General features: G+C 67.0%; 13 protein-coding genes and 1 pseudogene. 4 read left to right on the forward strand and 10 right to left on the reverse strand.

The genetic code is table 11. The annotated features are described in order from the left end of the window. From AC0Z2B_RS28110 to AC0Z2B_RS28120, 3 genes are all read right to left on the reverse strand, one after another. The gene (locus AC0Z2B_RS28110) at positions 1 to 1,209 is read right to left on the reverse strand and encodes a hypothetical protein (RefSeq protein WP_476301011.1); all 1,209 of its coding nucleotides are present in this window, start codon (positions 1,207 to 1,209) and stop codon (positions 1 to 3) included. Between the two features lie 110 nt (positions 1,210 to 1,319). Then, positions 1,320 to 1,793, reverse strand: a complete 474-nt coding sequence (locus AC0Z2B_RS28115; RefSeq protein ID WP_476301014.1) for a GFA family protein — start codon at positions 1,791 to 1,793, stop codon at positions 1,320 to 1,322. Positions 1,794 to 1,852: 59 nt separating this feature from the next. After that, positions 1,853 to 3,007 carry an MFS transporter gene (locus AC0Z2B_RS28120; RefSeq protein WP_476301017.1) on the reverse strand — a complete coding sequence of 385 codons (1,155 nt, stop codon included), beginning with the start codon at positions 3,005 to 3,007 and terminating at the stop codon, positions 1,853 to 1,855. Between the two features lie 260 nt (positions 3,008 to 3,267). On the opposite strand from AC0Z2B_RS28120, the gene AC0Z2B_RS28125 reads away from it, so the two are divergent. Then, positions 3,268 to 5,286, forward strand: a complete 2,019-nt coding sequence (locus AC0Z2B_RS28125; protein ID WP_476301020.1) for a mechanosensitive ion channel family protein — start codon at positions 3,268 to 3,270, stop codon at positions 5,284 to 5,286. Here AC0Z2B_RS28125 and AC0Z2B_RS28130 read toward each other — a convergent pair whose 3' ends face one another. From AC0Z2B_RS28130 to AC0Z2B_RS28140, 3 genes and pseudogenes are all read right to left on the reverse strand, one after another. Then, entirely contained in the window at positions 5,287 to 5,739 is a 453-nt protein-coding gene (locus tag AC0Z2B_RS28130) for a methyl-accepting chemotaxis protein (RefSeq protein WP_476301036.1), read from the reverse strand. Between the two features lie 93 nt (positions 5,740 to 5,832). Further along, positions 5,833 to 6,603, reverse strand: a pseudogene (locus AC0Z2B_RS28135) (PAS domain-containing protein); the annotation flags it as partial. A 345-nt stretch (positions 6,604 to 6,948) separates the two neighbouring features. Then, positions 6,949 to 7,875, reverse strand: coding sequence for a hypothetical protein (locus AC0Z2B_RS28140; RefSeq protein WP_475506719.1), 927 nt, complete (start codon positions 7,873 to 7,875; stop codon positions 6,949 to 6,951). A 249-nt stretch (positions 7,876 to 8,124) separates the two neighbouring features. Between AC0Z2B_RS28140 and AC0Z2B_RS28145 the strand changes: the two genes are divergently transcribed. Beyond that, positions 8,125 to 8,619 carry a DUF1003 domain-containing protein gene (locus tag AC0Z2B_RS28145; RefSeq protein ID WP_416423590.1) on the forward strand — a complete coding sequence of 165 codons (495 nt, stop codon included), beginning with the start codon at positions 8,125 to 8,127 and terminating at the stop codon, positions 8,617 to 8,619. A 350-nt stretch (positions 8,620 to 8,969) separates the two neighbouring features. Here the strand turns inward: AC0Z2B_RS28145 and AC0Z2B_RS28150 are convergent, their stop codons facing one another. From AC0Z2B_RS28150 to AC0Z2B_RS28160, 3 genes are read right to left on the reverse strand one after another with little or no spacing between them, the layout of a single operon-like run. Beyond that, on the reverse strand, positions 8,970 to 9,842 hold the full coding sequence (locus tag AC0Z2B_RS28150) for a metal ABC transporter substrate-binding protein (RefSeq protein WP_416423588.1): 873 nt from the start codon (positions 9,840 to 9,842) through the stop codon (positions 8,970 to 8,972). A gap of 8 nt (positions 9,843 to 9,850) precedes the next feature. Further along, on the reverse strand, positions 9,851 to 10,711 hold the full coding sequence (locus AC0Z2B_RS28155; protein WP_416423587.1) for a metal ABC transporter permease: 861 nt from the start codon (positions 10,709 to 10,711) through the stop codon (positions 9,851 to 9,853). Continuing rightward, positions 10,711 to 11,376 (reverse strand): metal ABC transporter ATP-binding protein, encoded by a 666-nt coding sequence (locus AC0Z2B_RS28160; RefSeq protein ID WP_416423586.1) that lies wholly within the window; start codon positions 11,374 to 11,376, stop codon positions 10,711 to 10,713. The genes AC0Z2B_RS28155 and AC0Z2B_RS28160 overlap by 1 nt, the downstream gene beginning before the upstream one ends. A 227-nt stretch (positions 11,377 to 11,603) precedes the next feature. Between AC0Z2B_RS28160 and aroQ the strand changes: the two genes are divergently transcribed. Continuing rightward, positions 11,604 to 12,041 (forward strand): type II 3-dehydroquinate dehydratase, encoded by a 438-nt coding sequence (gene aroQ / locus AC0Z2B_RS28165; RefSeq protein ID WP_416423585.1) that lies wholly within the window; start codon positions 11,604 to 11,606, stop codon positions 12,039 to 12,041. 215 nt (positions 12,042 to 12,256) lie between these two features. Next, a complete protein-coding gene (locus AC0Z2B_RS28170) occupies positions 12,257 to 13,345 on the forward strand; it encodes an enoyl-CoA hydratase/isomerase family protein (protein WP_476301024.1) in 1,089 nt (362 codons plus the stop codon). A 9-nt stretch (positions 13,346 to 13,354) separates the two neighbouring features. Here the strand turns inward: AC0Z2B_RS28170 and AC0Z2B_RS28175 are convergent, their stop codons facing one another. Then, on the reverse strand, positions 13,355 to 18,673 hold the full coding sequence (locus AC0Z2B_RS28175) for a dermonecrotic toxin domain-containing protein (RefSeq protein WP_476301027.1): 5,319 nt from the start codon (positions 18,671 to 18,673) through the stop codon (positions 13,355 to 13,357). Between the last annotated feature and the right edge of the window lie 189 nt (positions 18,674 to 18,862).

The following is an 18,862-nucleotide window of genomic DNA, read 5'->3' on the forward strand; positions in this document are numbered from 1 at the left end:
TCAGAGAAAATAACGTTGCAATTCCCCGCTATTGTCCCCGCGATTGAAGATGACGACCAGCCCGTCACCCTGCACAAACATATCGTGGATCTGGTCCTTGGAGCGGCCAAAGTCGCCAATGACCACCTTGCCTTCCTCCCCGAAGTTCGCGTCCCACTCGAAGTTAGCGTCAATCCGGCCAAACGCTGGCAATGTCAACTCAACGTTGGAGTCGATACGATAGCCCGCCGCGATCAGGCTGGAACCCTCGCCTTGCACCCCTCGCGTCCAGACGAGCGTGTGGCGTTCAAAGGGAAACCACAGCGGCTTGCCGTCATTGAAGTCGAGGTCCGGGCTGCCGTCGCGGTTCAGGCTCATCACCATGGGTGAACCGTCCAGCAGCCCGTGATCGCTTGCGGCGCCCAATCCCACCACGGCTTCCACCACCTGCTGCTTGCGCATGGAGCCAAAGACCCGGAGACCGAATTCGTTCAGGTTTGGCCAGATGAAACCGTCCTCACCGAAGGTTGAATCAAGCACCCCGGCACGGGTTACGCCCACATAAACCCCCACTTCGACATCTTGCTGGGGCTTGATGGCATCCCCTACCAGGATGATGCGGCTATCACTCTCAGCCGTCTCGAATGACTTCAGCCGCACGTCTGAACCGGGCACCCCGCTGATCTCCAGTGTTCCCGTGCCATTGAAACTGGGGTCGAGCAAGCCGGTGCTGAGCATTAGCCGCGTGAGCAGGTTGGGCCGTCCGCCACCGCCGGGGGTGAGGATGTAGATGTGCTCGGCCGTTACCCGCGCGACCAGGGTGGAGGGGTCCACCACGCCCGGCGTCGGTACGACGCTGTTGCCAGGCGTCGAGGGCGCACCGAAAGAGTTGTCCAGGCTCATTGCATGGCTGTAGCGGGCCAACGCCGGGCGATAGCTGGCCGTGGCGCGGTCAAAGTCAGCACCGAACAAGAGCACTTGATCGCCGAGCAGGAATACTTTCAACCCCCAGGACTGGACCGCGCCTGGGAAAACGTGGTGTTGCGCAGGGAACATACTCGTTCCATCGCCTGCGCGCCGTTCGATGTAACACAGATTCCTGGCATGCCCGGCAAGCCAGATCATTGGCGGCGATGCCGTGGCATCCCACGTCGCCCCATAGGGCGCATAGGGCAGCCCTGCGGTGGGGTTAAACCCGGGATCTCTATCACCTGCGCGGCGGCTGGCCATGGTACTCACCTTCAATGCTCGTGTATTGGAGGTGCCATTTAGAGCCCTACGGCCAACCCTGCCAACTGACAGAACTGACAGGAGCGAAATGGCCATCAGTCCCGCAGGTATCAGCTTTCCAACCCCAACCGCTCATGCCACTGGGCAATCGACTCCTGCGGGTAGCCCTGGAACTGCTGGTCCCCCTTCTTCACCTGCACCTCCACCCAAGGCGCCTTGGAATCGAGCAGCAGGTGCGTGTGCTCCGGCGGCACCGGCAGCGGCGTGTCGATGGCGCTGGCGAAGGGGTGGATCAGCTCCGGCCACTCCGGGCTGAACAGCCACAGCCCGCTGCCGCACTGGCTGCAGAAGTGGCGCTCGGCGCTGCTGACCTCGGTCTGGTTCATGCGCGCATGGTAGATGCTGATGTGCTTGCGCCCCTTGACCTGCAAGGACCCGGCGTCGCCGCCCAGGTTGATGGCGTAGCCGCCACCGCCCTGGGTCTTGCGGCAGATGGAGCAGTAGCAGCGCTGGTACGGATAGGGGTGCTGGCTTTCGAGGCTGAACGTGACGGCGCCGCAGTGGCAGGAACCTTCGAGCAACATGGCGGGACTCCCCGGTGGTTGAGCGTTGCTACTCTAGACCACCGGGCAACCCCCGCCGTTCACACCGTGCGCAAGGCTCGGCCACTGGCGGCGACGAACGCCAGCAACAGCACCATCACCCCCAGCGCCACCGCCAGGCTGCTGGCGTGGGCGATGAAGCCGATGGCCGCCGGGCCGATGAGGATGCCGGCGTAGCCCAGCGAGGTCATGGCCGGGATGGCCACGCTCTGGGGCATGGTCTTCTGCCGGCCAACGGCGGTGAACAGCACCGGCACGATGTTCGAGCAGCCGGCGCCCACCAGCGCGTAGCCGACCAGGGCCAACGCCCAATTCGGCGCCAGGATCGACAACGCCAGGCCGGCCGCCGCCAGTGCGCCGCCGACGATCACCACGCGGGCGCCGCCCAGGCGGGTGACGATCACATCGCCGGTCAGGCGGCCGATGGTCATGGTGGTGGCGAACGCCGCGTAGCCAAGGCCGGCGTAGCGCGGGTCCATGCCATGGTCACCGACCAGGAACACCGCGCTCCAGTCCAGCACCGCGCCCTCGGCCTGGAACACGATGAAGCACAGCACGCCCAGGAACAGCACGATGCCCCGGGGCCGCGCCAGCAGCGGGCCGGGTTCGCCGTTGCCGCTGGTGAGCAGGTGCGGGGCGGCGGCCCACAGCGCCAGCACGGTCAGCGCTACCACGCACAGCACCGCGGGCAGCGCCTCAAGGCCCAAGCTGAGCAGGCCGGTCATGCCGGCTGCCCCGGCAATGCCGCCAACGCTGAACAGGCCGTGGAAACCCGACATCATCGCCCGGCCGCTGGCGCGCTCCACCAGCACCGCCTGGATGTTCATGGCGCAGTCCAGGGCGCCGATGCCGGCGCCGAAGCAGAAGATCGCCGCCATCAGCAACCATGGGTTAGCCACGGTGGCCAGCAGCGGCATCACCAGGCACATCACCGCGCTGCCCACCAGGATCACCCGGCGGCAGCCGACCCGGGCGGTGAGGTAGCCGGCCACCGGCATGGTCAGGATCGAGCCGGCGCCCAGGCACAGCAGCAACAGGCCGAGCATGCCGTCGTCAAGGCCGGCGCGCAGCTTGGCCAGGGGCACCAGCGGCGCCCAGGACGACATGGCGAAACCGGCGATGAAAAAGGCCACGCGGGTGGAAAAGAATTCCTGCTTGCCAGGCTCCGCCTGGATTGCCGAAGAAGTGGAAGACATGGGGAGACAGCCTTATCTCGCTGAACGGAAATGTGCGAACTACCTTGGTGGCCACCCAAAAAAATTGCAACCCCCGTCCCAGGCGTTACGCCCCGACGCAGCCTGGCGGCAGCTGCTACGGGCAATTTGCGCATTTTCCCCGTAGCAGCGGCTGCAGGCCGCGTCCCGCGGTTACACAAATGTCTTGCGAACTTGCAGGGATTTTGTCGATCAGTTCCTAAGACCCCTGTCGGCAAGCAAGGAGAAATCGGGTGCTATCCATGAAGGCCAAATCATTACTGCCATGGGTTCTGGGCCTGCTGCTCAGCATAAATCTGGCCACGGCGGCGACCGCAGCGGCCCCTGCCCCGGCGAAACCCGAGGTGCTGGTGCAGGGCGGCCTGCTCAGTACCCTGTCGTCGGGGATCGACGAGGTGCAGGACAGCCTCGACCTGGACGGCCACCTGGCCGACAGCTGGCGCCTGCGCGCCGACCGCGCCGCCGATGAAGTCGGCGACCTGGTCAACCAGCACTCGGCGCGCTCGGCCCTGAGCCTGGCCGGCGACTTTGCCCTGCTGACCCTGTGCTGGGTGGGTATCTTCGCCGTACTCAGCCTGCTGGGCCGCTGGATCGCCCGGCGCGCGGCGCGCCAGCGCTTCATCCACCAGCGCCCGCGGGTGCAGGGCCTGCTGGACTACCTGCTGCCGTTCACCGTGCCGGCGCTGATCAGCCTGCCCCTGACCCTGACCATCAGCCACAACCTCGACGGCTCCGTGGCCCGCGCCCTGGCCCTGTGCCTGGCCTACGCCACCAGCAGCGGCCTGGTCTCAAGCTCGATCATTCTGTGCCTGATCGTGTTGTTCGACAGCGGCCACCGCCGCACCGCCGTGCGCATCCTGCGCCAGCGCGCGCCGCGGCGGCTGTTCGTGATCGGCTTCCTGGCGGCCTTGGGCGATGCCCTCAACAGCCCGCAGATCGCCCGCCAGCTGGGCGGCAACATCACCGCCAGCCTGGCGGTGTTGTGCGGCCTGCTGGCCACCCTGGCCTTTGCCGTGCTGGTGATTCGCATGCGCCGCCCGGTGGCCCACCTGATCCGCGACCGCTCGCTCAAGCAACGCCTGGAACACCGCGCCGTGCAGGAGTCGCTGCGCATATTCTCCGGGGTGTGGTACCTGCCTATCCTGCTGATGATCCTGGTGTCCATGGTGCACCTGATCGGCGCCGGGGCCGAGAGCCAGCAGGCGCTGCAAAGCGCCCTGCTGACCACCTTGCTGCTGGTGGGCACGGTGTTCCTCAGCACCTTGCTGCAGCACCTGTTCAAGCCCGGCGAAAACGCCCCGCGGCAGAGTCGCCGGCCCTACCTGGAACTGCTGCGCAGCCTGGCCCACGCGCTGTCGCGCATCGCCATGGCCATCGCCTTCATCGAACTGCTGGGGCGCATCTGGGGCGTGTCGATCCTCACCTTTGCCGCGCAGAACTCCCTGGGCCGGGCCATCAGCGACTCGTTGAGCAGCATCGGCCTGATCCTGCTGGTGACCTGGCTGCTGTGGGTGGTGATCGACACCGCGATCCAGGAGGCGCTGACCCCGGCAGTGGGCAAGCGCGCTGGCCGCGAGCCCAGCACCCGGGTCAAGACCATCCTGCCGATGCTGCGCAACGCCACCAAGATCGTGCTGGTGGTGATCTGCGCCATCACCACCATGGCCAACCTGGGCATCAACGTCGCGCCGCTGCTGGCGGGCGCCGGGGTGGTGGGCCTGGCCATCGGCTTCGGCTCCCAGCAACTGGTGCAGGACGTGATCACCGGGCTGTTCATCCTGATCGAAGACACCATCGCCATCGGCGACTGGGTGGTGCTCGACTCCGGCCACGCCGGCACGGTGGAAAGCCTGACCATCCGCACCCTGCGCCTGCGCGACGGCAAGGGCTTCGTACACTCGGTGCCGTTCGGGCAGATCAAGGCCGTCACCAACCAGTCGCGGCAGTTCGCCTACGCGTTCTTCTCGGTGCAGGTGAGCTACGACAGTGACATCGACACCGCCCTTGAACTGATCCGCGAGGCCGGGCGGTCGATCAGCGAAGACATCGTGCTGAAACACAACCTGCAGGGCCCGCTGCAGGTGTTCGGGGTGGACAAGATGGACCTCAACGGCATTTCCCTGACCGCCCAATTCCGCACCATATCCGGGGGGCAATACGGCGTGAACCGGGCGTTCAACGAGCGGTTGAAGAAGCTGGTGGACCAGAGCGACAACGTGCGGTTCGCGCAGTATTCGCAGCCGGTGCTGGCGGTGTCGTGATCAGGGCTGCTCTCCGGCGAACACGCTCACCGCGTCCACCGCCCTGCTCGCGCCGTCGCAGATCTGCACGATCACCTCGCCCGCCTGGTCGGCCAGGGCCACGCTGCGGCCGGCCTGCTCACGGGTGGCGTCCATGCTGGCGATGGCCGAGCGGGTCTCCTGCTGGATGCGCTCGATCATCGCCGAGATCTCCGCCGTGGAGCCGCTGGTGCGCCCGGCCAACTGCCGCACTTCGTCGGCCACCACGGCGAAGCCACGGCCCATGTCGCCAGCGCGCGCCGCCTCGATGGCGGCGTTCAGGGCCAACAGGTTGGTCTGGTCGGCGATGCCGCGGATGGTGTTGACGATGGTGGTGATCTGCTCGGAGCGCTGGCCCAGGTGGCCGAGCATCTGCGAGGAATGGTCGATGTTGCTGGCGATCTCGCGCATCTGCCCGGCGGCCTGGTGGATCACCTCGGTGCCCTGCTCCGCCGCCCGGCGGGTGTCACGGGAAATGTGATAGGCACGGGCGGCGCTCTGGCCGTCTTCGGCCTGCTTGAGGATGCGCGCGGTGATGTCGGAGGCGAACTTGACCACCTTCACCAACCGCCCGCTGGCGTCGAACACCGGGTTGTAGTTGGCCTCCAGCCACAACACCTGGCCGCGCTTGCCCACGCGCTCGAACTGGCCACTGAAGAACTCGCCCTTGTTCAGGCGCTGCCAGAAACTCTGGTAGTCCTTGCCCTTGAGCACCGCGGGCGGGCAGAACAGGCCGTGGTGCTTGCCACGGATTTCCCCCAGGCTGTAGCCGGTCACGGCGAGAAAGTTGTCGTTGGCGCTGATCACCCGGCCGTCGGGCTCGAACTCGATCACCGCCATCGCCCGGTCGATAGCATGCAGGCGGCCCTGGGCGTCGTTGTCGCGCTGCACGCGGCCGGTCACGTCGGTGGCGTATTTCACCACTTTCACCACCCGCCCCTGGGCGTCGCGCACGGCGTTGTAGGTGGCTTCCAGCCAGATCGGCGCGCCGCTGGCGTCCACGCGCTGGAAGGTGTCGGCAATGAATTCACCGGCCCTCAGGCGCGCCCACAACTGGCTGTACCCGGCGCTACGGGCGTAGTCGGGGCTGCAGAACAGGCGGTGGTGCTGGCCGATGACCTGCTCGGCGCGGTAGCCCAGGGTGCGGAGGAAGTTGTCGTTGGCGCGCAGCACCACGCCGTCGAGGTCGAACTCGACCACCGCCATGCTGCGTTCGATGGCGGCCAGCAGGCTGGTCTGCTGGGCCAGGCGTTGTTCCAGGTCGGCATTGGCCTGCCGCAGGCGGGAGCTGAAGAACATGGTCGCATCTCGTATACGCAAGGTGAGGTTGATGCTCGACCTTGAGCAGACAGACGTACATGTCGATCGCTGGCCCGGGGGCCACTGCAGCGTCGTGTCAGGGAGTTGATAGCAATGTGCCAATACTCACCAGATCCTATACAAGACCTGTACAAAGCTCAACGCCCCGTCAATAAAAAATGGTACGGACGTGCCGCGCCGCACGAAAAAAAACCGCCCCCTGAAACAGGAGGCGGTCGCGGGTTACGGCATTGAACTCAGTGCATGAACAGCGCGATCAGGATGATGACCGGGATCGGCACGCCGAGGAAAAACAGCAGTAGTGAGCGCATGGTGGTTCTCCTGTTAGCGGATCGGGGCGGTGGTGGTGTACGCGGTGGCGGGGATGATCACCACGGCGTCACGGCGGCGACCGCCGTAGGTAGCGGCCAGGCTGGCGAAGAAGGCACCGCACAGCAGGGCGACGAACATCCACAGCGAGGTGTAGGCGGCGACCTTGGCGGCAGCGTCAGCGGCTTTCTGCGCGGCGACCTTGGCGTCTTCCACGGCCTGGCGGGCCTGGCCATAGACCTGGTCCACGCGCTGCTGGGCCTGCTCGGGGGTCAGGTTGGTGCGTTGGGCCACAAGCTGTGCCAGGTAGGCACGGTCCTCGGCGCTCAGTTGCCCGCCGTTGTTGACGGTGCGGGCGAACACGCGGGTGACCTGGGCGTGGGCGGCATCATCGCTGACAGCGGCAGGGCGGTCGTCGCGGAACAGGGTGTCGACGAAGTAGCCGAACGGGTCGCTGTTGCCCGAGGCCTGGGCGCCGGCAGAGGCACTGGCGGCAGTCACGGCGCCGGACGCCATGGTGGCGCCGGCTTTCACCCCGCCACCGACCACGCCACTGACCGAACCCACCACCAGGGTGGCGGTCACCAGGGTGGCCACGGCCCAGGCCAGGAAGCCGTGGGCGGTGTCGCGGAAGTACACCTCGTCACCGTGCACCGTGGCCCACTTCACCCGCAGACGGCCGGCGATATAGCCGCCCATGCCCGAGGCGATGATCTGGGTCAGGGCCAGCCAGACGATGGCCGACACCCCCAGGGTCTTGGCGCTGGCGCCCTCCCCGGCCCACGGCGACACCGCCGAGAAGCCAAGGCCGAAGCCCAGCAGCACGAGTATCAGCGACAACGCGGCGGCCGCGGCGGCCCCGGCGAATATCGCTGCCCATGAAACGCCCGAGTGGTTGGACCCCTCGGCGGCAGTGGTAGCAAGTTCAGCGTTCGTGATCATTATTGTGGTGCTCCCGGCAAACAGTCAGTGAGACATGCACAGGGAGTGGTGCAGCCCTCATGCCAGCAGCGCCGGAAACTTGTTGTCTTTTAATTCAAGCACTTACTAATCCCGTCGGGAAAAGCGTCATGCAAAGTGCATGATTGGCACCCGCGGCGGCAGGCGTAATGCATCCCCATGGCTTCATGATGAGCGTGGTGGCGCTGTGCTTAGATGAGGGCTGTGCCCATTAGCCTTGCCGGAGCTGCCATGTCCTCGTCCCTCAAAGACCACCTGCGCTTTCACCGCGAACACGATCACCTGAACACCACGTTCGGCAACGACACCTTCGCCCTCAAGGCCGAGGCGTTCGCGCGCTTCTTCGGCACGCCGACCTTCCTGGGCGCGCAGACCCTGGTGGTGGCGCTGTGGGTGCTGGCCAACGTCACCGGGCTGACGACCTTCGACGTCTACCCGTTCATTCTGCTGAACCTGGCGTTCAGCCTGCAGTCGGCCTATGCCGCGCCGCTGATTTTGCTGGCACAGACCCGCCAGGCAGCGCGGGACAAGGCGCAATCGGAAGCGGACGCGTTGCACCGCGAGGACCTGGCCAAGGCCAACGTCGAGCGCCAGGAACGGGCGGAAAAGAATACCGCGTTGCTGCTGCAGCTGATGGATCAGAACACCCAACTGACCGAGACCACCCGCCAGTTGGCCGAGCGGGTGGAGACGTTGACCAAGCAGATTCACGAAAAGCTGGTGTGAGCCGTGGCCGTGTTCGACGCGGCCCAAGGGCCGCTGCTACAGGTTCTGTAGCAGCTGTCTTGAAACCGCATTGCCTGCATCGCGGCCAAGGCCGGCTCCTACCGAGCACGGCGTAGGAGCCGACTGTAGTCGCGATGCAGACGACACCGTTTCAAGACAGTTGCTGCTACGGGTGCGGTGTGCGCGATTGCTGTAGCCGCTGCCGCCAGGCTGCGCTGGTCCCGGCGTGCACTGAAGATTTTCAGCGTGGCGAGGGACCAGCGCAGCCTGCGGCAGCGGCTACACCGAATCCGCGTAGCAAGCTGCCGCAGGCGGCGTCCCGTCGCAAGACGGTGGCACGGCCTGTCGGCTTAATCCTTCAGAGCCTTGCCCAGGGTCTCGATGTTGGCGCGGTAGAAGCCCAGGTAGGTGCTGGCCGGGCCGCTGGCGGTGAGGGCGTCGGAGTACAGCGTGCCGCCGATGCGCGCGCCGCTTTCCTCGGCGATCTGCTTGAGCAGGCGCGCGTCCTCGATGTTCTCGATAAACACCGCCTTGATGTGGTCGGCGCGGATCTGGCGGATCAGCGCCGCCACCTCGCCAGCCGACGGCTCGCGCTCGGTGTTCAGGCCCTGGGGCGCCAGGAACTGGATGCCGTAGGCCTGGCCCAGGTAGCCGAAGGCGTCGTGGGAGGTGACAATGCGGCGGTTACCTTCGGGCAGGCTGTCGAAGGTCTGCTTGGCCACGGCCAGCAGCGCCTGGATCTGCGCCACGTACAGGTCGTGGTTGTGCTGGTACTGGCTGGCGTGGGCCGGGTCCACCTGGACCAGGCCACGCAGGATGTTGCCGGCGTAGATCTCGGCGTTGGCCAGGCTGTTCCAGGCGTGGGGGTCGGGCACCGTCTGGCCCTCTTCGTCGAGGGTGCGCGGCAGCACGCCCTGGCTGGCCTTGATCACCTTGGCGCGGGTCTCGCTGCTGGTCACCAGGCGGTCCAACCAGGGTTCGAACGACAGGCCGTTCTCGATGATCAGGTCGGCCTGCTGCACGTGCTTGGCGTCGTCGGGCGAGGTCTCGTAGACGTGGGCGTCCTGGTCGGCGCCCACCACGTTGTCCAGCTGGATGTAGTCGCCACCAATCTGCCGAGTCATGTCGGCAAGGATGCTGAAGCTGGTCACCACCTTCACCTTGTCGGCGGCCTGGGCGAAAACGGGCAACAACACGGACAACAGCAGGATCAACGCGCGCATGATTCGACTCACTGGGGGATGGGCGACCCGTCACGGCGCAGCACGCCATGCACCGGGCCAAACAGCACGGACAACAGGTAGCCGGCACCGGCCACCACGACAATCGCCGGGCCACTGGGCAGCGACAGGTAATAGGACAGCAGCAGGCCCAGCCACACCGACACCGAGCCGATCAGCGCCGCGCACAGCAGCAGCACCGGCAGGCGACGGCTCCAGAAGCGCGCGGCGGTGGCCGGCAGCATCATCAGGCCGACCATCATCAACGCGCCGATGGCCTGGAAGCCCACCACCAGGTTGAGCACCACCAGCCCCAGGAACAGGCCGTGGGCCAGCGGGCCGAAGCGGCTGACGCTGCGCAGGAACAGCGGGTCGAGGCTGTCGAGCACCAGCGCCTTGTAGATCAGCGCCAGCACCGCCAGGCTGCCGATGGCCACCCAGACCATGGCGTCGAGGGTGGTCTTGTCCACCGCCAGCGCCGAGCCGAACAGCAGGCCCAACAGGTCCAGGCGCTTGCCGGCCAGGCCCAGGATCAGCACCCCGGAGGCCAGGGAAATGGGGTAGATAGCCGCCAGGCTGGCGTCTTCGCGCAGGCCGGTGTTGCGGCTGATCCAGGCCGCCAGCCCCGCCACGGCCAGGCCGGCAGTGAGCCCGCCCAGGGTCAGGGCCGGCAGCGACAGGCCGGCGATCCAGAAGCCGGTGGCCGCGCCGGGCAGGATGCCGTGGGCGATGGCGTCGCCGATCAGGCTCATGCGCCGCAGCACCAGGAACACCCCCAGGGGCGCGGCGCTGGCGGCCAGTAGCAGGCCGCCGAACAGGGCGCGGCGCATGAAGGCGAATTCAACGAAGGGTTGCCACAGGTGCGCCAGCATCAGGCCACCTTGCGCAGGCTGGCGCCGGCGATCAGCTGTTCACTCTGGTCCAGCCGGCAGCCCTGGGGCGAGATCAGCAGGCATTGGTCGATGCGCTCGCGCACCGCCGCCAGGTCGTGGCACACCAGCACCAGGGTGCGGCCCTGGTGGTGCCATTGCAGCATCTGCTGCCACAGCAGGGTCTGGCTGGCCTCGTCCAGGCTGGCGTCGGGTTCGTCCAGCAACAGCAACGGCGCCTCGGTGAGGCTCAGGCGGGCCAGCAGCGCGCGCTGCAGTTCGCCGCCCGACAGCGCCTGCAGGTGGCGGTTTTCCAGCCCGCCCAGGCGCCAATCGTCCATGGCCCGGCCCAGGCGCACGCGGCGCTCGGCGCGGCTCAGGCGGCTGCCCCAGAAGCCGGCGCTGACCAGCTCGCCCAGGCTGATGGGAAACTGCCGGTCGATGGCCTGCTGCTGCACCAGGTAGCCGATGCCGCCGGTGCGCGCGTCAACCTTGAGGCTGCCCGCCAGGGGCCGCTGCAGGCCGGCGATGCACTTGAGCAGGCTGCTCTTGCCGCAGCCGTTGCCGCCGATGACCGCGGTCAGGCTGCCGGCCGGCAGGTGCAGGTCCAGGGGCGGGGTCAGCGGGCGCGCGGCCGGGCCCCATTGCAGGTGTTGGCAGGTGATCAAGGGCGGCCCCCGGAACGAAGCGGGCAATAGAAGAAGGGCAATGGCATGGGTCTGGGCAGTGTCAGCGGGCAATGTTGGTTATGATATAACATCTTTTGCCATCACAGATGAAAAATCTGTCATCCCCCCGACGGTTCGTATTGCCCTGCTTTTCCCGTTATCCTGAGCGTCGTTCGCGCGCTGCGCCACGCTTTTGCTTTTCGCCTGCCCATTACAAGGAACCCATAATGTCCAAGATCATCCTGGTACTCAACGGCCCCAACCTGAACATGCTCGGCCTGCGCGAGCCGACCGTGTACGGCCACGAGACCCTGGCCGACGTCGAAGCCATGGCCACCCGCCGCGGCGAGGAGCACGGCTTCACCGTGGAATGCAAACAGACCAACCACGAAGGCGTGCTGATCGACTGGATTCACCAGGCCCGCGGTCGCGTGGCCGGTATCGTCATCAACCCCGGCGCCTGGACCCACACCTCGGTGGCTATCCATGACGCACTGATCGCCAGCGAAGTGCCGGTGTTGGAAGTGCACATCTCCAACGTGCACAAGCGCGAAGCCTTCCGCCACCACTCCTATGTCTCGCTGGTAGCCCTGGGCGTGATCGCCGGCTTCGGCACCCAGGGCTACACCCTGGCCATCGACCGCTTCGCCACCCTTCTCAAGTAAGCCGCCACGTATCGTGCCTGTAGCAGCGGCCGCAGGCCGCGTCCCCGGCGCCGCGTGCTTTCAGGTACACCGTTGGCGGGCCCGGACGCTGCCTTCGGCAGCTGCTACGGGGGCGCGCGCCGCCAAAATCCGGTCTATGCTTGCTGGGCGCCGCTTCCTGAATGCCGTCAGGGCCGGCAAGCCATTGGAATGCTTACCAAAACAGGGAGTACGCGATGACCGCAGCGGCGTTTGGCACCCTCAATTTGAGCCTGGGCACCCTGGATGACCAGGTGATTGGCGAAGTGCGCAACCACATCGGCCACATCACCCTCAACCGCCCCGGCGAGCTGAACGCGCTGAACCTGGACATGGTGCGCACCGTGCAGGGCTACCTCGATGCCTATGCCGGCGACCCGCACATTCAGGCGGTGATGCTGCGCGGCACCGGCCGCGGCTTCTGCGCCGGCGGCGACGTGCGCTGGTTGTATGACAGCTACCTGGACGGCACCCAGCGCCACGAAACCTTCTTCACCGAGGAGTACGCCCTCGACCAGTGCCTGCACAACTACCGCAAGCCGGTGCTGGCGCTGATGGACGGCTACACCCTGGGCGGCGGCATGGGCCTGGCCCAGGGCGCCGACCTGCGCATCGTCACCGAGCGCAGCCGCATCGGCATGCCCGAGGTGGCCATCGGTTATTTCCCCGACGTGGGCGGCAGCTATTTCCTGCCACGCATTCCCGGCGAGCTGGGCATCTACCTGGGCGTCACCGGCGCCCAGATCCAGGCCGCCGATGCCCTGTATTGCGGCCTGGCCGACTGGTACGTGGACAGCGGCAAGCTGGCGACCCTGGACGAGCGCCTGGATAAAATCAGCTGGTCCGACTACCCGCTCAAGGACCTGCAAAGCGCCCTGGCCAAGCTAGGCGTGCAGACGCTACCGAACGCCCCGCTGGACCGCCTGCGCCCGGCCATCGACCACTTCTTCGCCCTGCCCGATATCGCCAGCATGATCGAGCAGCTGCATCAGGTCACGGTCGCCGACAGCCATCAATGGGCTGACGCCACCGCGCAGCTAATGAAGCAGCGCTCGCCCCTGGCCATGTCGGTCACCTTGGCAATGCTGCGCCGCGGCCGCCACTTGAGCCTGGAAGCCTGCTTCGCCATGGAGATGCACCTGGACCGCCAGTGGTTTGCCCACGGCGATCTGCTGGAAGGGGTGCGGGCCCTGCTGGTGGATAAGGACAAGCAGCCGCGCTGGCGGCCAGCAACCCTGGAGTTGCTGGACCGCAAGCAGGTGGAGCAGTTTTTCGAAGGGCTGTGAGGCCCGGCATCAATCGTCGGTGTCGTTCCCTTCAAGCCATGCCCGGGTGAGGCGCAGCAATTCGGCCTCATCCTGCACCCGCCGCTGCTCCCTGAACCAGTCGTAGATCTGCAGCACCAGGCCATCGCTCAGGACGATACGCAGGTGCTGCGCGGCCCCCTGGGCATTGCGCCAGGGGATGGGTGCCTCCAGCAGCGGCGAGGTGAACCGGCTGAGCACCTCCACCGCCTCGTCCAATTCGCTGCCGGACACGTCAAAACTGTCGACGATCGTGGCAGGGTCGAAATCCGGCGCCTGCAGGTTCTCCGACTCGCTGGTGGCATCAAGGAATACCGTCAGCACGTTGTCCCAGCGCAGTTGCACTGCCGCAAACGGCGCTGGCCGCACCCGGCGCCAGTAGCGGTCCCAGAACGGTTGCTGCTGCAGCCAGTCACCGAAGGCTGCGGCGCTGTCCTGCGCCCGCACCCATGCCCCGGCCCGGGCGATCATGGCCTCGGAGGCATGGGCGGCGTACAGTCGGGGCGGCTGTGGCCGCAGGTGCAGCTCGGTGGCCAGGGCATGCCGCAGGTACAGGCGCATCTCCACCTCGTCGGGGGTGTAGTCCAGCAGGTCTTCATCGCTGATGTCATCCAGGTGCTCCAGCGTCGCCTCCGGCCCTATGCCCCACAGCCACGTCCGGCGTCGCTCGCGCGCGGCTTCGATCACCCGGGCCAGGTCATCCACCAGGCGCTGGCGGAACAGTTGCCGGCCAAGGTGCGCCAGCGGTTCGATCAGCGCCTCGCCCCCCTCGATGGCCGACGACGCCGCCTGCCACGCCAGCAGGGTGGTTTCCAGCTCGTCCACCAGGGTACTGATACCGTCGCCGCAGGTATCGACCACCAGGTCGGCCTGGGCCAGCAGTTGCAGGCGCAGGTCCTCGATGCCCAGGCCATCACCGGGCAAGGCATCCGCCGCCGGCGCCACTGCCTCCACCAGCGCCCACATGCGGGTGCGCATGGCGTTGGGGTCCAGGGCGTAGCCGCGGGTACGGGGCACCTGGTCCAGCACCAGGTAGAAGTTCTGCGTTTCGGGCAGCAGGCGATCGGCTTCGCTGCGGGCCAGCAGGTCCGGGGGCGCGCCTTCCAGCCAGGCGCGGCTGAGGGCGGGGCCGGGTGGCGCGGCAGGCGCCGGGATCGCGACGCGAATCCTGGCGGTGCGCAAGGTCGCCAGGCTGGCCTCCGACCACGGGTTTCCATCCATCGCCATCTGGATGTTGCCGTGCATGTGGGCCAATAGCTCTGCGGGCAGCGGGCCCGCGTCCACAATTGAGTTCTCGGACAGGTTGACGTCGCGCAGCCGTATTGGCACCAGTTCCAATAGCTGGTCCAGGCCCGGCGGCATCTCGGTAATGCCACTGTTCCACAGCCCAAGGGTGTGCAGCTGGTGAAAGCTGCCGATATCAGGTGGGGACACCAGGTAGTTGTCGCTCAGGTCCAGGGTGGACAAATTCACCAGCCGGGCCAAGGAGGCCTGCCGAGACCCGTGCAGCTCGATCCAGGTGCGGCGAAGGCGCAGGTCGACCAGGGTATCCAGCTCACCCAGCGCCTCGAAGGCCGCGTCATCCAGGGTAATGGCATTGCTCGACAGATTCAGCCAGCGCAGCTGCCTGGCGCGGCGCAGCGGGGCCAATGCCGCGGCGCTCAGTGCGCGAGGCTGGGGATCTCCCTGCAGCATGATGGTTTCAAGGGCGTAGTCGAGGTCCAGCCGCACGATGCCGCTTTCACGTCCCTCCGGGAACAGCGTCTGGAACATTGTGTCGCTCACCTCCAGCACATTGCCGTCCAGACGCACGACGCGCAGCCGTTCCATGCTGCCCAGCGCCTCGGGCACCCGGGTCAGGCTGTTATCGCTCAGTGCAACATCCGTCACGTTGGGGAATTGCCGCAGGAACGCCGAAGGGTCTTGCGTCAGCCCCAGCCGGGTCATGCCCAGGCTGCGGGCATAGGCAAAGTCGGCGGTTACCACGGGCAGCCCCCCGCTGCCGGCCCGGCCACTGACGTGGAACATGCGCGACTCCCGGCGCCACACCCTCAACAGCTGCTCGCGAAAATGCTCCCGTACTGTGCGCTGGTGTTCCTGGGCACTGGCCTCTACCCACTCGTCCAGGCTTCGGTCCAGCACCCGGTATTCCTGCTCGAGGCCCGCCAACGCCACTTCGAAATCCACGTGGCGCGACTGTATCCACTCGTACAAGTCCGCCTGATACGCCTGCGCGACCCCTGGAAACAGGCGCCGCACGCGCATGCGCTGCCACCACCCCGCCTGCCCTCGCCCGCTCAACACATAACCAATGCGCTCGCCATGCCGGGTCGGCGCCTGGAACCACGGCCGTACCCGGCGCTGGTTGAGTAACAAACCTGCGCGCTCACGGTCGGTGGCGGCCTGGCGCAGCAGCTCCAGGCGCAAGCGCTTGGGGCCGGTGATGCCCATCGCGCCCCGGGCCTGCTGGGGCAATGCGCTGTTGAGCACGGTGAACACATCCTGGGCCGAGTACAAGGGGTTGCCTTGCGCATCGAACGCCTGGTACAGGTCACCCTGCAGTACCACGTGAATGACCTGGCTTGCGTCCTTGGGGCCAGCAGCGGCCACCAGGGACAAGTCTTCGCTCATGAGTTCCACCCGGACCTGCGCCGGCCAACCGGAAATCCTGTCCAGCAGGCCAAACACCAACAGGTCGCGGTCCGGCGCAACCGGGCCGGCGTCAATCAACCCTTCCATGGCCCGGTTCAAGCGCAGTTCCCGTAGTTCCAGCCGGGCCTGTTCCCCCAGGCGAGGTGCAACCTTGCGGTCGGTAACCAGCCGCCCAAGCTCCTGCTCGTTGGCCTGGGCCACGATTTCATTTGCCACCCGCGCCGGCAACCCCGGGAAGTCACGCAGCAAGGGCTCGGCCGCCGGCACCAGCGCTGGCCGCTGCCGGGCCACGAGGCCCGCGGCGATTTCGGCGCGAGCGCGCTCGGCTTGCCGGGCCAGCGCATCGGCCAGGGCCGCGGCCTGGGCCTGGGGCGTAGCCTCGACACCGGCCGGCAGCAGCTCGGCGCGCTGGGCAGGCGTGAGTTGGCTCAATACCTGCGGGGCCACTTCCCCGGACAGCCAATCCTGGCGCCTCAACACCACCCGCCCGCCGCCTTCGCCGGGCAAGCGATAGTCCAGCACCCGCCCGTCCTCCAGGGCAATGCTCAAGCCCATTGCCCGGGGCCAGGGCTGCAGCCGCGCGAGCAACGGCATCACGTAGTCGCTGCCCTCGCCCAGCGGCCGTTGGCCCGCCAGTTGTTCCACCAGCTGGTCCACCTGGCGCTGGCTGCGCAGGCGCACCAGGGTGTCCTCCAGCAGCGCGGGCATGGGCGCGCGGTTGACGTGCAACGCGCGCAACTCGTCATCGGCCACCCCGCAGGCACGGCGCATGCGGAACAGCTCGTTATCGGTGAAACCATCGGTCAGCGGCCCGAAGCGCCGCATCAGCGTCGCCCCCTCCCACTGCAGCGGGTCTTCCAGCACATGCTGCCAGCCACCGCCGCCGTTGTGGCGCAGCACCGGCCGGTAGCGCCCGGCCAGCCTGGGGTGCTCCAGCAGCCACTGGCCGCTCCGCGGGTCCCAGGTTTGCTGGTACAGCTGGTCATCCAGGGTGATGTAATGGCCACCGTTGATCTCGTACTGGCCTTGGGCGTTGGGCTGCACGCCCTCGGGCAGCGCCAGGTCGCTGGCATAAGGCGCCAGGTCAGGGTGCATCAGGCTGGTAGCGCCGCTGCTCTCCACCACGGGTGTCAGGCTTTCCATGAACGGCGAGCGGGCGATGGCCGCGCCGCCCACTACCCCCGCCGCCACCATGGCCAGGTTCTCTGCCACGCTGGCGAAATGCGCCATGGCCTCTTCGGTCTGGCCGTGCTGCCAGTCATCGACGCCCACGCAGATGTCCTTCACCAACTGCTCGGCGCCCACCACGGCCATCAGCGCGCCGACCCCGGGCACGGCGAAGGCCGCCAGGTTCAGCAGGTTCAGCCCCGCGCTTTCCCACCAGGCCACCCGCGCGCGGCGGGCCTGTTCATCGTGCTGGGCGGTGGGCACCATCTGCGCCCCGGCGTTGCGCTGCACCAGGTCGACGTACATCCTGAACAGCAACCGCGTCAGGCTGATTTTCTGCCCCGGCAGCGCCAGGCCGATGTCGGCCTCGGGGTCCGGGGTGCCGGGCCGCGGGAACTGGCCGGGCAGCAGCACCGGCGGCGGTGTCAGGGTGTTGTTCAGGCGTTCGAAGAAGCCCGCCGCCTGCTGGTGGTCGAGGAAACGTTCGAAATAACGCTGGTAGCCACGGTCGCGCAGCTTCTCGCGCAGGGCGTGCTCGAACGCCGTGCGGTTGGGGTATTGCTTCAGCGGCTGCTGGGGGTCGCCCGGCAGGTACAGCACGCACGGGCCAGGCACCTTGTCCACGTAGCGGCGGCTGATGCACAGGGCGCCCAACAGCTCCACCGGCTCGTGATAACGCGTGCGCAGCAGGCCGATCCTTTCCACGTAGGCCTTCTGCCCATCCCACATCGGCACCTGGTTAGCCGATTGCGGCTGGGTGAATTGCAACAGCATCTGATAAGCCGTCTCGGACAGGTCACCCTTCATGAACGCTGTAACCGCTTCCACTTCCAGGCGGTCGCGCAGGTGGAATTTGAGCAGCGTGCGTTGTTTTTGCGGCGCCAGGTCCTGGCCGGGCGCCTTGTAGCGGGCCTTGTAGCGCCCCATGCCACACACCGCCTCGACGTGGGCCTGGTACTGCTTGCCCAGGTCCAGGCGGCGGCACAGTTGGGCGAAGGCATGGGGCGCAAGGTCGACCACCTTCGATTGCGGGTAGGTGTAGCGCAGGCTGCCTTTATCGGTCACCTCGAAGCTGAACACGCCTGCGGGCAGAATCACCGAGCCGCGCTCGAAGCCATCCGCCTGGGCGTCGCCGGGGGCAAAGTTCTGCATCGCGGCTTCCAGCAGCGTCTGCCGTTGCGGGCGCAGGCGGCTGTACAGGGCGTCCACGTCACGGGTCATGCGCACCAGTTCATGCCCCGTGACGTTGAGCTTCAGCGCCGGGTACTGGCGGTCCAGCTCCGCCTGCAGCAACGGTGCGCAAAACGCCGCCGGGGCCTGGAGCTGGTCCATCAGCGGCCGGGCGGCGGCGGTCGAACGGAAACTCACGCCGCTGCTGTCGAAATAACGCTGGCGCAACGCCGCCGGGGCGTGGATCAGCCAGGCCGGAAGCGCGGCTTCTATGAGCGCGCGGTGTGGCGTGCGTTCGTTGGGAAGTAAATCAAGGGACATGCCGGTAGCTCCATCTGCCGGGCCTGCCGTGGAAGTACGGCAGGCGGGGTCAGCAGTGAAGCAGTTCACCGGGCAGGCCATGACATAAGTAATTAGTGAGGACGCACTACCGTAGCAGCGGCCGCCAGGCGGCGTCCGGCCCCGGCGCGGTATTCCCGGAACTGCGCGGCGCCTACGGACGCGGGCGGG

It is taken from the genome of Pseudomonas sp. GYB4201 (genome assembly GCF_056312595.1).